Consider the following 14250-nt stretch of genomic DNA (forward strand, 5'->3'; position numbering starts at 1 on the left):
ACCGGTCAAGCAGAGGCCGGCCGGACAGTGCGGGACGACGAACCGGAAGGGCCATCACCATGAAGACCATCTCCCACCGCTCCACGATCCGTCGCGCGAGCGGGATCGCCGCCCTCGCCCTGACCATGTCGGTCGGCCTGGCTGCGTGCTCCGACGACTCCTCCTCCGAGGACGGCGCCAGCGACTCGTCCGGCGATACCTCGGAGTCGTCGTCGCCCAGCGAGTCGGCCTCGTCCGACGCCAGCTCGGACGGCGCCGCCACCGAGTCCGCCGTGTTCGGCGACGCGTGTGGCCAGATCCCGACCGACGGTGCCGGCTCCCTCGAGGGCATGACCGTCGACCCGGTCGCCACCGCGGCCAGCAACAACCCGCTGCTCTCGCAGCTCGTGGGCGCCGTCGGCCTGGTGCCGGGTCTCGCCGACCAGCTCAACTCGGCCGAGGGCCTCACCGTCTTCGCGCCGTTCAACGGTGCCTTCGAGGCCGTCCCGGCCGACGTCATGTCGGGTCTGACGGCCGACCCCGAGGGTGCTCTCGCCCCGGTCCTCAGCTACCACGTGGTGCCCGAGCGCCTCGAGCCCGACGAGGTCGCCGGCGAGCACGAGACCCTCAACGGCGCGATGCTGACGGTCGAGGGTGACGCGGAGCAGGGCGTGACGTCCGGTGCCACCGGCACCGAGGCCACCGTCCTCTGCGGCGGCATCCAGACCGCCAACGCCACCGTCTACGTGATCGACAGCGTCATGCTGCCGCCCGCGTGACGGACTGACTGCGAGAACACCGAACACCAGGGAATGATCAGCGCATGACCACCCTCCGCTCCGTGCCCTCCGGCGATCCGCCGGAGGGCACGGGCGGGCAGACACCGCCCGCCGCCCCCGCCGCTGGAGCCGCCGTCCCCGCCGACGGCGACGTGAACACCCAGCTCGGCTCGCTCCTCCGGCTCTCCTGCCGGGGCGACGAGCAGGCCTTCGCCGCGTTGTACGACGCGACCTCGGCCCGCGTGCACGGTCTGGTGCTGCGCGTGGTGCGCAACCCGTCGCAGGCCGAGGAGGTCACCCAGGAGGTCTTCCTGGAGATCTGGCGGACGGCCTCGCGGTTCGACCCCGAGCGCGGCTCGGCGCTCTCGTGGCTCATGACCATCGCGCACCGCAAGGCGGTCGACCGGGTCCGCTCGGCGGAGGCGGCGACGCGGCGGGACACGTCGTACCACCAGCAGAGCCAGGGCGTCGACCACGACGCCACGGCGGAGGCGGCGCACTCCTCGATCGAGGCCCAGCGCGTCCGTTCCGCCCTCGGGGCACTGACGGCGGTGCAGCACGAAGCCGTGCAGCTGGCCTACTTCGGCGGCTACACGCACACAGAGGTGGCAGCGATGCTCGACCTACCGGTCGGCACGGCCAAGACACGTATCCGGGATGGGCTCATCCGGTTGCGCGACGCGATGGGAGTGGGCCAGTGAACGACATCCACGCTCTCACCGGCGCCTACGCGGTGGACGCCCTGTCCGACGCGGAGCGCGCCGAGTTCGAGGAGCACCTGGCGCTGTGCGCGGACTGCCGCGCCGAGGTCGCCTCCCTCCAGGAGGCCGCCGCCCTGCTCCCCCTCGTGTCGGAGACGCCCGTCCCCGCGTCGCTGCGGGCCTCGGTGCTCGACAGCATCGCCCAGGTGCGCCCGCTGCCCCCCGTGGGCCCGGAGCCGCTCCACCCCGCCGCCCCGTCTGCCGCCCACTCTGTCGCTGCCCCGCCGGCCGCGCCGTCGAACGTCGTGCCGATGCGGCGTCGCCGTCTGCGTACGGCGCTGGTCGCCGCCGCGGCCGCGGTCGTCGTGGCCACGGGTGTCGGCGTCACCGCGCAGCAGCTCGGTGACGACGGCCGTGACGGGCCCTCGATCGCCGACCCCACCCAGGGCCCGACCGACAGCGACGTCGCCGCCGTGCTCGCGGCCAGCGACGTCAAGGTCGCCCACCCCGCCGCCGGCGCCCAGCTCCCCCCGGGCGCCGAGGCCACCGTGCACTGGTCCGACGACGTCGGCCGCGCGGTCATCGTCACCTCGGGCATGCCGGCCCTGGACCCGTCGCAGGTCTACCAGCTGTGGTTCCAGTCGGCCGACGACGAGATGCTGCCGGCCGGCACCATGACCGGCGACAGCGACCGCCCGCTCCCCCTCGAGGGCGACGCCGACGCCGCCAAGGCCGTCGGCATCACCATCGAGGCCGCGCCGGGGGTGCCCGCGCCGACGCAGAACCCGATCGCTTACTTCTCCTTCGAGTCGGCATGACCCCCGCCCCGCGCCGGGTCGCCGTGATCGGGTCCGGGGTCGCCGGGCTCACCGCCGCGTACGTCGCCTCCCGCAGCGCGCACGTCACGCTGTTCGAGGCCGACGCGCGCCTGGGCGGCCACGCCGACACCCACCTCGTGCCCGTCCCCGACGGTCGGGGCGGCGAGGTCGTCGTGCCCATCGACACCGGCTTCATCGTCCACAACGAGCGCACCTACCCGGTGCTGCTGCGCATGTTCGCCGAGCTGGGCGTCGCGACGCAGGACTCCGAGATGTCGATGTCCATCCGCGACGACGCCGCCCCCGGTGGCGGCCTCGAGTGGGCCGGCGCGCTCGGCCTGCCCGGGCTGTTCCCGACGTGGCGCCACGCGCTGCGGCCGGGCTACCTGCGGATGCTCACGGAGATCCCCCGCTTCCACCGCATGGCCCGCCGCCTGCTCGACACCGAGGGCTCCGACCTCGGCGCCCGGGAGACGTTCGGCGACCTGCTGGACCGCGGCGGCTTCTCCGCCGACTTCCGCGCCCACTTCGCAGAGCCCCTCGTCGGCGCCGTGTGGTCCACCGACCCGGCGCAGGCGCTGGAGTACCCCGCCCGCTACCTGTTCCGCTTCCTCGACCACCACGGGATGCTCGGCGTCTTCGGCTCGCCGCAGTGGCGCACCGTCACCGGTGGCTCGCGGGAGTACGTCGAGCGCGTCGCCGCCCTGCTCCCCGACGTGCGCGTCGGCACCAAGGTGACCTCGGTCGTCGAGACGCCGGACGAGGTGCGGGTGACCGACGGCAACGGCGAGCAGTCGTCGTACGACGCCGTGGTCATCGCCACCCACCCCCACCAGGCGCTGGCGATGCTCGCGCAGCCGACGCCCGCGCAGCAGCAGGTGCTGTCGGCGCTCACCTACACGCCGAACACCGCCCAGCTGCACACCGACACCTCGGTGCTGCCTCGCAACGAGCGGGCGCGCGCGTCGTGGAACTACCTGCGCCGCGACGCCGCCCGGCTCGACGACCTGCCGACGCTCGAGGAGCGCGGCGGGCCGGTCACGATCACCTACGACCTGACGCGCCTCATGCGGGTGCCGGAGCTGCCGGGCGCCCCCGGCACGCGCTTCCTCGTCACCCTCGGCGGCCTCGACCTCGTCGACCCGTCGACGGTGATCGACACGATGGAGTACGAGCACCCGCTCTACACCCGCGAGTCCGTCGCCGCGCAGGCCCGCCTGGGCGAGTGCGACACCGCGCGCATCGCGCTGGCCGGCGCCTACCACGGCTGGGGCTTCCACGAGGACGGCGCACGCTCCGGCGTCGAGGCCGCCGGCCGGCTCGGGATGACCTGGGAGGGCACCGCGCCGACCGCGACCCCCGGTACGGACCCGGCGGGCACCGTCTTCCGCACGACGATCCGCCACACGCGCCGCGCGCCGTGGCGCCGTACCTTCGAGCACTCCTCCCGCACCTGGGTGGTCGACCTCGACGACCTGCCCGACCACGGCGCGCTCGCGGGGGTGAAGGGCAGCTTCGAGGCCCGCGACCACCTCGGCGACCCGGAGCGGTCGATCCGCTGCAACGTCGAGGCGTTCCTCGACCTGCACGGCATCGAGCTCGACCGGGCGGGCCGGCGCGGCCGCGTGCTCATGGCCGCCCAGCCGCGGGCGTTCGGCTACTGCTTCAACCCGATCAGCGTGTTCTGGTGCTTCGCCGGCGACCAGGCCCTCACCGACGTGCCTGCCGCGGTCGTCGTGGAGGTGCACAACACGTACGGCGACCGCCACGCCTACCTCGTCCACCCCGACGAGCAGGGGCGCGCGGAGACGCCGAAGGCCATGTACGTCTCGCCGTTCCACGGCACCGACGGCACCTACACGCTCGCCGTGCCGACCCCCAGCGCCGGCGCCGACGGCCGGCTCCACGTGGCCGTCGCGCTGCGCACCGACGACGGCGCGACCTTCAGCGCCTCCCTCTCGGGGCGGCCCGACCACGGCCGCAGCAGCACGTGGCGCGCGGCCGGTGCCGCGCTCCGGGGATCCGTCCTCATCCGCCTGCACGGCGTCTGGCTCTGGGCCCGCCGGCTGCGGATCCACCCCCGTCCCGACCACCACCAGGAAGGCGTGCGATGACCACCGACGCCCACCGTGAGGTCACGCCGTCGACGCCCCCCGCCGTCGTCCCCCCGGCGCCCGCACGTCCCGACGTCCACCGCTGGCCCGACCTCGGGCGCGTGCCCGCCGGGCCCCGCGCCACGGCGTACGCGCGGATCGCCCGCGTCCTCTTCCACGGCGTCGTCAGCCGCCTCGACGTCACCGTGCGGATCGGCTCGGGCCCCGACGCCCCGGCCTGGGGTCGCGGCGGCCCCGTCATGGTCGTGCACCGCCCCGACGAGTTCTTCGCCCGCCTGGGCCGCCACGGCCTCATCGGGTTCGGCGAGGCCTACCAGACGGGGGCCTGGGACGTGCCGGGCGTCGACGAGGGCGCGAGCCCCGGCGCCCTCGGCGACTTCCTCACCGTCCTGGCCGCCCAGATGGGCTCGCTCGTGCCCGAGCGGTTGCAGCGGCTGCGCGCGGCGTACGTCACCCGCCCCCCGCGCCACCAGGTCAGCTCGACGGAGAACAGCCGGGCCAACATCGCCCACCACTACGACCTGAGCAACGAGCTGTTCACGCGGTTCCTCGACCCGACGACGAGCTACTCCTCCGCACTGTTCGAGCACCAGCTCATCCCCCGCACCGACGCGGTGGGCCCCCACCACGTCGCGACGTCACCCGACCCCCGCTCGAACGAGGCCCTCGCCGACGCCCAGGGCACGAAGATCGACCGCCTGCTCGACGCGGCCGGGGTGGGCGCGGGCACGCACGTGCTGGAGATCGGCACCGGCTGGGGCGAGCTGGCCCTGCGCGCCGCCCGCCGCGGCGCCCGGGTGCACTCCGTGACCCTGTCGACCGAGCAGCAGGCCCTGGCCCGGCGGCGCATCGCCGACGCGGACCTCACGGACCGGGTGGACGTCGAGCTGTGCGACTACCGCGACGTCGTCGCGCCGCCCGCCGGTTTCGACGCCGTCGTGTCGGTGGAGATGGTCGAGGCGGTGGGGCACGAGTTCTGGTCGACCTACTTCTCGAAGATCGACTCCGTGCTGGCCCCCGGGGGCCGTGCAGGCATCCAGGCCATCACGATGCCGCACGACCGGATGCTTGCGACCCGGGAGACCTACACCTGGATCCACAAGTACATCTTCCCGGGCGGGATGCTGCCGTCCGTGCAGGTCGTCGACGAGATCACCCGCAGCGAGACCGACCTGCGCCTCCTGGGCGGCGAGCACCGGCTGTCGTTCGGCGGCCACTACGCCGAGACGCTGCGCCGGTGGGACGAGGCGTTCCTCGCCGCGTGGCCCGAGATCACGGCGCTGGGCTTCGACGACACCTTCGCCCGGATGTGGCACTTCTACCTGGAGTACTCCCGCGCCGGCTTCTCCTCCGGCTACATCGACGTGCAGCAGCTGGTGCTGCAGAAGGACCCGACATGAGCGCCTCCACCACCTCCGGCACCCCCGTCGCGATCCGCCTGGAGGACGCGCTGCGCCCGTTCGTCGGCGGCGACCTCCCCGTGCGCCTGCGGGCGTGGGACGGGTCCGAGGCCGGTCCCGTCGACGCCCCGCTGGTCGAGCTGCGCTCGCCCGCCGCCGTACGACGTCTCGTGCGGCACCCGGGCGAGCTCGGCGCCGCGCAGGCCTACGTCACCGGCGAGCTCGAGGTGCACCACGACCTCGACGACGCCCTGACCCACGCGTGGGGCGTCGTCGCCGAGCGCGACCTCGGGGGCGTGCGCCCCGGTCCGCAGGCGTACGCCGCCGCGCTGCGCGCCGCGCTCGACACGGGCGCCGTCGGCGTGCCGCCGCGCGCCCCGCGCAGCCAGGCGCAGGTCGGCGGTCCGCTCAACGCCCTGCTGGGCCGGCGCCTGCACTCGAAGCTGCGGGACCGCCTCGCGATCAGCCACCACTACGACCTCTCCAACGAGTTCTACGCGGCGATCCTCGACGACCACATGGCGTACTCGTCGGCCTACTACACCCAGGACCCGGCGACCCCCGGCTACACGCTGGAGGACGCGCAGGCCGACAAGCTCGACCTCGTCTGCCGCAAGCTCGGCCTGCAGGCGGGTGACCGTTTCCTCGACGTCGGCTGCGGCTGGGGCTCGCTGTCGCTCTTCGCGGCCGAGCGGTACGGCGCGCAGGTCACCGGTGTGACCATCGCGGCGGAGCAGAAGAAGTTCATCGACGCCCGCATCGCCGAGCGCGGCCTGCAGGACAAGGTCGAGATCCGCCTCCAGGACTACCGCGAGGTCCCCGAGGCCCAGGGCGGCGCGGGCCACTTCGACGCCGTCGCCTCGATCGAGATGGGCGAGCACGTCGGCCAGCGCAACTACCCGACGTACGCCGGCGTGCTCCGCGACGCCGTGAAGCCGGGCGGGCGGGTGCTGATCCAGCAGATGTCGCGCTCCGGCGGGCGCGGCGGCCACCCCGGCGGCGGCCCGTTCATCGAGTCGTTCATCGCTCCGGACATGTACATGCGGCCCGTCGGCGAGACCATCGCGTTCCTGGAGCGCGGCGGGCTGGAGGTCCGGGACGTGCACGGCCTGCGCGAGCACTACGTGTGGACGGTCGACGCCTGGATGCAGCGGTTCGAGAAGAACGAGGCGCGCCTGACCGAGCTGGTGGGCGAGGAGGTCGTGCGCGTGTGGCGGCTCTACCTCGTCGGCGGGCGGATGGCGTTCCGCGACGGCCGGATGGGCGTGGACCAGATCCTGATGGTGCGGCCCGGCGGCGAGCACACGCTCCCGCGTCGTCGCGACTTCTGAGGCCGTCGTGACGCTCGTTGCCGCGCTCGTCGCGGCCGCCGTCGTGGTCGCCGTGCTCATGACCGGTACGGCGCTGCTCGCCCGCCGCGTCGGCCGGCTGGCGGTCGTCGACGTCGTGTGGGGCGCCGGGTTCGTGCTCGTCGCGGTCGTGGCCGCCCTCGTGGTGTCGGTGGACGACGCCGGGGGGCCGGGCACCACCGCGCGGCGCTGGCTGCTGGTGCTGCTCGTGGCCGTCTGGGGTGGCCGCCTCGCGTGGCACATCCGGCAGCGGGCGCACGGTCTGCTCGGCCCGGGCGAGACACCGCCGGAGGACCCGCGCTACGCCGATCTCATGGAGGGCAAGCCGTTCTCCCACGCCGTGACCCGGGTCTTCCTGACGCAGGGCGTGGCGATGTGGCTGGTGGCCACGCCGGTCGTCGTCGGCATCGCGCTGGCGGTGCCGGAGGACCCGTGGGCCCGGTGGCCGATCGCGCTCGGGGTCGTCGTGTGGGCGGTCGGGCTGACGTTCGAGGCCGTCGGCGACGCCCAGCTGGCGGCGTACAAGGCCGTGCCGAAGGAAGAACGTCCGTCGGTCATGGACACCGGGCTGTGGGCGTGGTCGCGGCACCCGAACTACTTCGGCGACGCGTGCGTGTGGTGGGGGCTGTGGCTCGTCGGCGGCCTCGGCTCGGGCTGGGTCGCGGGCCTGGCGACGGTGGTGGCGCCGGTGGCGATGACGTACTTCCTCGCGTTCGCCACCGGCGCGCGGCTGCTGGAGCGGGAGATGATGCGGCGCCCCGGCTACCCCGAGTACGCCGCGCGCACGTCGATGTTCGTGCCGCTGCCGCCGAAGCGCGCCTGACCCGTCGGCCCCGCGGTGGTTGAGGTGGCTTGTTCTGGCAAGCCCTCGAAACCACGCCCCGTGCGGCCCCTCCGGTGGCTGAGGTGGCTTGCTCTGGCAAGCCCCTTCGGTGGTTGAGGTGGCTTGTTCTGGCAAGCCCTCGAAACCACGCCCCGTGCGGCAGGATCGCCCCATGAGCGACGCGCCCGCTGCCGACGTACCCGACGCCTCCGGCCTCGAGACCGTGACCGCCCGGATCGGCGGCGTCGAGGTTCGGGCCACCGCGCGGGCCCGGATGGCGCCGCTGGCCCAGGGCGTGCTCAACCAGGTCGCGGCGCTCGGCACGGCGCCGGTCGACGGGCTCGCGGCGGCGCCGGGCTGGGGGCCGTTCACGCTCCGCGCCCGCGACGGCGGGTTCGTGGTGGTGGCCCCGGCGTACGAGACCGACGCCGCGCAGGAGACCGAGGACCTCAGCCACGCGCTGACCATCGACCTCGAGCAGGTGCGCGTCGCGGGGGCGTCGAGAGCCCGCGCCACGTTCGCCCGCTTCGACCAGCGCGTCATCGGGGTGCGCGGCTGCCTCGACGCGCCCGCGCTGCTCCTCAAGCGCGACCACGTGACGAACCCGACGGACTCGGGGTGGTTCGTCGAGCCCTTCCCGCCGACAGCCGACCGCAGCTGGACCCCCGAGCGCCTCGCGGCCTGGCCCGCATGGGAGGTCGCCCGGCGCCGCTGGGACGTGGGCCGGGCGCTCGCGCTTCCCCACGGGTACGTCGCCGTCGTCGAGGCGGGCCGCGTCGTCCAGGTGCGCGACGCCTCCGACGCGGTGGTCGGGGAGGACCTGTGAGCGAGCCCCGTGTCGCGCTCTACCTCGACTTCGAGAACCTGGTCGCGTCGCAGTACAACGCCGTGCACGGCAAGAGCGCCTGGATTAAGGACCGCGTCGTCCACGCCGCCGCCGACGACCCGACGGTCGCCCCGCGGCTGGAGGCCTCGCGGATCGACGTCGACGCGATCGTCGACTACGCGGCGTCGCTGGGCGTGGTGGCGATCAGCCGGGCCTACGCGAACTGGGCGTGCCCGGCGTTCGCGTCGTACGCCCGCGACGTCACCGCCCGCGCCCTCGACCTGACGCAGCTGTTTCCCCTGGCCGGCACGAAGAACGGGGCCGACATCCGGCTCGCCACCGACGTCTTCGACGACATGCTGCGCCACCCCGACATCACCCACGTCCTGGTCGCGGCCGGGGACTCCGACTACGTGGCCGTCGCGCAGAAGGCCAAGCGCCTCGGCCGCTCCGTCGTCGGCGTCGGTGTCGCGGGATCGGTCGGGCGCTACTGGGAGGCGGCGTGCGACGAGTTCACCAAGTACGACGCGCTGCCCGGCGTCGAGCGGGTGGTCCGCCCCGAGACTCCGCCCGCTCCGGCCGCCTCCGCGGCGGACCAGGGGGCGGACGCCGCGGCGTCCGGTGCGCGCGCCGCCGCGGCCGCTCGGACCGAGACGGCGCCGGAGGAGCGGGCCAAGCCCATCCCGTACTCCAAGCTCTTCCGCAACGCCATGAACCTGCTGGCCCGCAAGAGCGACGACGGCAAGGTGCGGATGTCCGAGCTGAAGCAGGTGCTCGTGCGGATGAGCCCCGGCTTCGACGAGGCGACGCTGGGCCACAAGACGTTCTCGAGCTGGGTCCGCGCCCAGCCCGGTGTCGCGACGGACGCGAAGAACCAGCAGGTGTGGTTCAAGGACTGACGGTGGCTCGCTCGCGGACGTCATCCCGATCGTGGCGCAGGGCGCTCGCCCCGCATGACGTCCGGTGTGGGTCCACGCCGCCCTCCCGCCTCCCCGCGGGACGTCATCCCGACCGTGGGCCCCAGCGCTCGCCCCGCATGACGTCCGCCGTGGGCGGGCGCCGCGGCTACCCGTTCGGCGGGGCTCGCCGTCACCCGCCGTCGGGCAGGTCGATCGTCGTCACGACGCTCGTGATGCTCGGGCGCGGCGGCGTCGAGCTGAACCCGAAGCGGGCCGGTGGGTCGACGGGGCGCAGCGCGCCGAGGTCGACGCCGTCGAACGAGCCCCGCACGGCCGTGACGGCGCGGACGCCGTGCGCGCCGTACCACTCCCGCCGCCCGCCGCCGGCGGACCCGCGGGTGCGCACGCCCCGCAGCAGGACGCGCGCCACGGGGTCGGTGACGGCGCACCACAGCGGCGAGGTGGCGATGCGCCGAGGCACCAGCGCGACGAGCCGCCCGAGCAGCGTCGGCCGCCCGACCTCGATCTCCAGGCGCAGCGACGGGCTCGTGAACCGGCGCGTCCCGTCGGTCGCCACGAGCTCGACGGGCTCGACGCGCACCTCGTCGAACGTGTAGGTCGCGGCGATGAAGTCGGCGAGGTCCTGGCTGGGGGCGACCAGCACCCGGTGGCCGTCGGCGGTCTCGACCATGGCGTCGGCGACCTCGCCGTACGGCGAGCGGACCCACCGCCCCACGACCACCCGCACGCCGCTCGTCGACCCGACTCCGGCGATCTCGCCGTGGAAGCGCACCCGCATGCCGCCAGCCTGTCACCCGGCCCGTCACTCGGCCGGCACCCGCTCTTGAACCGCGTTCAACAACGCCCCTAGAGTCCCCCCATGACCGACCTCGCAGCGCCCCTGACCCTCCCCTGCGGCCAGGTGCTGCCGAACCGCCTCATGAAGTCGGCCCTCAGCGAGTCGCTCGGCACGTCCGCCGGGGCGCCGACCGCCCGCCTGGGGCGCTTGTACGACGCATGGGCCGGCGGCGGGTGGGGCCTGGTCGTGACGGGCAACGTCATGGTCGACCTGCGCCAGCGCGGCGAGCCCGGCAACGTCGTGGTCGAGGACGAGCGCCACCTCGAGGCGCTCACCCGCTGGGCCGACGGCTTCGCCGGCTCGGGCACCCCGCTGTGGATGCAGGTCAACCACCCCGGCCGCCAGGCCAACGCGCTCGTGGGCCGCTCCCGCCCCGTGGCGCCGAGCGCGGTGGCCGCCGCCGTACCCGTCGCCACCCGCCCCCGCGAGCTGTCCGAGTCGGAGATCCTCGACGTCGTCGAGCGCTACGCCCGCACCGCGGCGGTCGCCGAGGCCGCCGGGTTCGACGGGGTGCAGGTGCACGCGGCGCACGGCTACCTCGTCACCCAGTTCCTGTCCCCCCTCGCCAACCGGCGCACCGACGGCTGGGGCGGCGACCCCGAGCGGCGCCGCCGGTTCCTGCTCGAGGTGGTGCGCTCGATCCGCGAGCGCGTCTCGCCCGGGTTCGCGGTCGGCGTGAAGCTCAACTCCGCCGACTTCCAGCGCGGCGGGTTCGACGAGACGGAGTCCCGCGACGTCGTCGCCGCCCTGGCCGCCGAGGGCGTGGACCTCGTCGAGATCAGCGGCGGCACCTACGAGTCGCCCGTCATGTTCGGCCCCGACACGCGGCGGGAGTCGACGAAGGCGCGCGAGGCCTATTTCCTGGAGTACGCCGCGGGCGTGCGCGCCGCGGCCGGCGCGGTGCCGCTGGCGGTGACGGGTGGCTTCCGCTCGCGCTCGGCCATGGACGACGCCCTCGCGAGCGGCGACTGCGACGTCGTCGGTCTCGGACGCCCGGCGTCGGTGTTCCCGCACGTCGCCCGGTCGCTGCTGGAGGAGGGGCTCGAGCGCGTCGAGCTGCCGACCGTGCGCGTCGAGCGGGGCCGGCGCGCCGTCGGGCGCGTGACGGCGCTGCACACCGTCGACAGCGCGCTCGACCTGTCGTGGCACACCGACCAGCTGCACCGCCTCGGCGCGGGCCGCGCGCCCGACCTCGCCCGGCCGTGGTGGCGCGCCGCCGCCTCCGCGACCCTGCGCAACGGCCCCGGCGCGTTCGTGCCGAAGCGGGGGTGAGTGCCGCCGTACCTCCGCGGGTCCCGCCTCAGCGCCCGAGCCACTCCGCGGCGAGGTCGGCGAGCTCGCGGCGCCGGGCGCCCTTCATCTTGTCGAGGGTGCGCACGGTCATCGACGTGCGCGGGTTGGCGGCGAAGCCGTCGCGGTGGTCGTCGACGAACTGCCAGTAGAGCGCGTCCCACGCGTCGGCCCAGGAGCGGCCCTCGGCGTCGCGCTCGCCGTCGCGCTTGGAGAAGTTGCTCATCCGCAGCACGTAGTTCGACCCCGAGACGTAGGGCTTCGTCGTCACCGCCTCGGCGGCGGCGAACTGGCTCATCGCGTAGACGTTGGGCACCATCACCCAGTCGTAGGCGTCGACGAACATCGCCATGAACCACTCGTAGACCTCGTCGGGATCCGTGCGCAGCAGCAGCATCGCGTTGCCGAGGATCATCAGCCGCTCGATGTGGTGGGCGTAGCCGTGCTCGAGCACGCGTCGTACGACGACGTCGACCGGGTGCAGGCCGGTCGTGCCGTCCCACCAGCCCGGCTCGAGGTCACGGGCCAGGCGCAACCGGTTGCCGGTGCGCAGCCGGCGGCCGCGGGTCACGTAGACGCCGCGGATGTACTCCCGCCACCCGATCACCTGCCGCACGAACCCCTCGAGGCTGGCCAGCGGCACGTCCTCGGCGGCCAGCGCGGCGTCGAGCACCTCGCGCGGCGAGAGCAGCCCGAGGTTGATCAGCGGGCTGAGCGTCGAGTGGAAGAGGAACGGCTCGTCGGCCGCGATCGCGTCCTCGTGCGGGCCGAACCCGGCGAGACGGTCCGCCACGAACCGCTCCAGCCACCGCTTCGCCTGCGCCCGGCTCGTCGGCCACGCGAACGCCGCCGGGTCGCCGGGGTTGTCGGGGAACTCCGCCGCCACCCACGCGATCGCGTCGCGCACGTGGGCGTCGCGGCGCACCGTCGGCAGCGGCGGTACGTCGAGCCCTCCGCGCGGGTAGGGCTCCCGGTTCTCCTCGTCGAACGACCAGCGCCCACCGGCGGGCTCCCCGGCCTCGACGAGCACGTCGAGGCGTCGACGCTGCCAGGCGTAGAACGTGGCCATCCGCGGCCGGCTCCCCCGCTTCGGCGCCAGCTGGGCGCGCACCTCGGCGTCGCTGGTGAGGAAGGCCGGCGTCTCCTCGACCTCCGGCTCGATGCCCAGCCCCGCGGCGACGGCGCGCAGGTCACGGTCGAGCCAGTCGTCGACCACGTCGAACCAGCTGAGCCGGGTCGCCCCCCGCTCGCGCAGCAGGTCGGCCAGCTGGGCGTCCGTGTCGCGGTCGGCCAGCGTCTCGACGTACGCCGTCGCGCGGCCCGCCTTCGCCACCTCGGCCGCGAAGCGGCGCATCGACGCCCGGTGCAGCACCAGCTTGTGGCTGTGGAACGCGAACTGCCGGAAGAACAGGTCGGGCTCGACGAGGACGAGGAGGTCGGCGCCGACCGTGCGCTGCTCGTCGAACAGCTGGTGCGGGAGGACCAGGCGCGCGTGCATGGTCCCCAGCCTCCCCCCGGGGCGAAGCGGCGGCGCCCCGCCGGCCGGCGCGCGCCGTACTGCGGGTCACAGAGGGGCTGACGGAGTGGTTACCGGGTGGTAGGAAAGTCAGATGACCTCCCGCACCGTCGTCATCACCGGCGCCGCCGCCGGCATCGGCCGCGCCGCCGCCCTCACCTTCGCCCGCGACGGCTGGACCGTCGGCGCCTACGACGTCGACGAGGACGGCCTCGCGACCCTGGCCGACGAGGTCGCCGCGCTCGGCCAGCGCGCCGTCACGGGCCGCCTCGACGTCTCCGACGCGGACGGCTTCCGCGCGGCCCTCGACGCGTTCGTCGCGGAGACCGGGCGCCTCGACGTGCTCGTCAACAACGCCGGCATCCTCACCGCCGGCAAGTTCGAGGAGATCCCGGTCGAGCGCCACCACCGCGAGATCGACGTCAACGTGCGCGGCGTCGTCAACGGCCTGCACGCGGCCGAGCCGCACCTGCGTCCCGGCTCGGTGGTGGTCAACCTGGCGTCGGCCTCGGCCATCTACGGGCAGGCGGAGCTGGCGGTCTACAGCGCGACCAAGTTCTTCGTGCGCGGCCTCACCGAGGCGCTCGACATCGAGTGGGGTGAGCGGGGTGTGCGCGTCGTCGCGCTGTGGCCGCTGTTCGTCGAGACGGCGATGACGCAGGGCGTCTCGACCGGCACCACGCAGTCGCTCGGCATCAACCTCGGCCCGCAGGACGTGGCCGACGCGATCGTCGCCGCCGTCGAGCCGTCGCGGCTCGCCCGGACGTTGCACCAGGTGCACTTCCCCGTCGGGCGCCAGAGCGAGGTGCTGTCGCTGGCCTCGCGCTTCTCCCCCGCCTGGCTGACGCGCCTGGTCAACAAGAAGCTCGCCGCGCACTGAGGGGGCTGGGGTCTCCC

The 14250-nt window shown here is 74.4% G+C and carries 13 protein-coding genes; 11 read left to right on the forward strand and 2 right to left on the reverse strand.

The features are described from left to right. The first annotated feature begins 59 nt into the window (after positions 1-59). The 9 genes from INN71_RS06720 (at position 60) to INN71_RS06760 (ending at position 9688) form a co-directional block, all read left to right on the forward strand. Positions 60-758: a fasciclin domain-containing protein gene (locus tag INN71_RS06720; protein ID WP_277498063.1), complete on the forward strand. Its 699-nt coding sequence runs from the start codon at positions 60-62 to the stop codon at positions 756-758. Between the two features lie 44 nt (positions 759-802). After that, a complete protein-coding gene (gene sigK / locus INN71_RS06725) occupies positions 803-1459 on the forward strand; it encodes an ECF RNA polymerase sigma factor SigK (RefSeq protein ID WP_301799940.1) in 657 nt (218 codons plus the stop codon). Next, a complete protein-coding gene (locus INN71_RS06730; protein WP_277498059.1) occupies positions 1456-2277 on the forward strand; it encodes an anti-sigma factor in 822 nt (273 codons plus the stop codon). Before sigK ends, INN71_RS06730 begins: the two co-directional genes overlap by 4 nt. Next, positions 2274-4391: an FAD-dependent oxidoreductase gene (locus tag INN71_RS06735; protein WP_277498058.1), complete on the forward strand. Its 2118-nt coding sequence runs from the start codon at positions 2274-2276 to the stop codon at positions 4389-4391. The genes INN71_RS06730 and INN71_RS06735 overlap by 4 nt, the downstream gene beginning before the upstream one ends. Next, positions 4388-5791, forward strand: coding sequence for a class I SAM-dependent methyltransferase (locus INN71_RS06740; RefSeq protein WP_277498057.1), 1404 nt, complete (start codon positions 4388-4390; stop codon positions 5789-5791). The genes INN71_RS06735 and INN71_RS06740 overlap by 4 nt, the downstream gene beginning before the upstream one ends. Continuing rightward, positions 5788-7122, forward strand: a complete 1335-nt coding sequence (locus INN71_RS06745; RefSeq protein WP_277498056.1) for a cyclopropane-fatty-acyl-phospholipid synthase family protein — start codon at positions 5788-5790, stop codon at positions 7120-7122. The genes INN71_RS06740 and INN71_RS06745 overlap by 4 nt, the downstream gene beginning before the upstream one ends. A 7-nt stretch (positions 7123-7129) precedes the next feature. Then, a complete protein-coding gene (locus INN71_RS06750; RefSeq protein WP_301799942.1) occupies positions 7130-7963 on the forward strand; it encodes a DUF1295 domain-containing protein in 834 nt (277 codons plus the stop codon). Positions 7964-8135: 172 nt separating this feature from the next. Beyond that, a complete protein-coding gene (locus tag INN71_RS06755) occupies positions 8136-8789 on the forward strand; it encodes a hypothetical protein (RefSeq protein ID WP_301799943.1) in 654 nt (217 codons plus the stop codon). Beyond that, complete coding sequence (locus tag INN71_RS06760) at positions 8786-9688, forward strand: NYN domain-containing protein (RefSeq protein ID WP_301799944.1); 903 nt, start codon at positions 8786-8788, stop codon at positions 9686-9688. Before INN71_RS06755 ends, INN71_RS06760 begins: the two co-directional genes overlap by 4 nt. 190 nt (positions 9689-9878) lie before the next feature. Here INN71_RS06760 and INN71_RS06765 read toward each other — a convergent pair whose 3' ends face one another. After that, positions 9879-10487 (reverse strand): hypothetical protein, encoded by a 609-nt coding sequence (locus tag INN71_RS06765; RefSeq protein ID WP_277498051.1) that lies wholly within the window; start codon positions 10485-10487, stop codon positions 9879-9881. An 81-nt stretch (positions 10488-10568) separates the two neighbouring features. On the opposite strand from INN71_RS06765, the gene INN71_RS06770 reads away from it, so the two are divergent. Then, the gene (locus INN71_RS06770) at positions 10569-11819 is read left to right on the forward strand and encodes an NADH:flavin oxidoreductase/NADH oxidase family protein (protein WP_301799945.1); all 1251 of its coding nucleotides are present in this window, start codon (positions 10569-10571) and stop codon (positions 11817-11819) included. 28 nt (positions 11820-11847) lie between these two features. Here the strand turns inward: INN71_RS06770 and INN71_RS06775 are convergent, their stop codons facing one another. After that, positions 11848-13335, reverse strand: coding sequence for a cryptochrome/photolyase family protein (locus INN71_RS06775; protein WP_301799946.1), 1488 nt, complete (start codon positions 13333-13335; stop codon positions 11848-11850). A gap of 112 nt (positions 13336-13447) precedes the next feature. Between INN71_RS06775 and INN71_RS06780 the strand changes: the two genes are divergently transcribed. Next, complete coding sequence (locus INN71_RS06780; RefSeq protein WP_301799947.1) at positions 13448-14233, forward strand: SDR family oxidoreductase; 786 nt, start codon at positions 13448-13450, stop codon at positions 14231-14233. Positions 14234-14250: the final 17 nt, after the last annotated feature.

The organism is Nocardioides sp. ChNu-153, assembly GCF_030466625.1.
Lineage (GTDB): Bacteria > Actinomycetota > Actinomycetes > Propionibacteriales > Nocardioidaceae > Nocardioides.

Coding starts and splice junctions, on each gene's coding strand:
- INN71_RS06765 (WP_277498051.1), bottom strand. CDS start 10,487: ATGCGGGTGCGCTTCCACGGCGAGATCGCCGGAGTCGGGTCGACGAGC.
- INN71_RS06720 (WP_277498063.1), top strand. CDS start 60: ATGAAGACCATCTCCCACCGCTCCACGATCCGTCGCGCGAGCGGGATC.
- INN71_RS06770 (WP_301799945.1), top strand. CDS start 10,569: ATGACCGACCTCGCAGCGCCCCTGACCCTCCCCTGCGGCCAGGTGCTG.
- INN71_RS06735 (WP_277498058.1), top strand. CDS start 2,274: ATGACCCCCGCCCCGCGCCGGGTCGCCGTGATCGGGTCCGGGGTCGCC.
- INN71_RS06740 (WP_277498057.1), top strand. CDS start 4,388: ATGACCACCGACGCCCACCGTGAGGTCACGCCGTCGACGCCCCCCGCC.
- INN71_RS06755 (WP_301799943.1), top strand. CDS start 8,136: ATGAGCGACGCGCCCGCTGCCGACGTACCCGACGCCTCCGGCCTCGAG.
- INN71_RS06745 (WP_277498056.1), top strand. CDS start 5,788: ATGAGCGCCTCCACCACCTCCGGCACCCCCGTCGCGATCCGCCTGGAG.
- sigK (WP_301799940.1), top strand. CDS start 803: ATGACCACCCTCCGCTCCGTGCCCTCCGGCGATCCGCCGGAGGGCACG.
- INN71_RS06780 (WP_301799947.1), top strand. CDS start 13,448: ATGACCTCCCGCACCGTCGTCATCACCGGCGCCGCCGCCGGCATCGGC.
- INN71_RS06775 (WP_301799946.1), bottom strand. CDS start 13,335: ATGCACGCGCGCCTGGTCCTCCCGCACCAGCTGTTCGACGAGCAGCGC.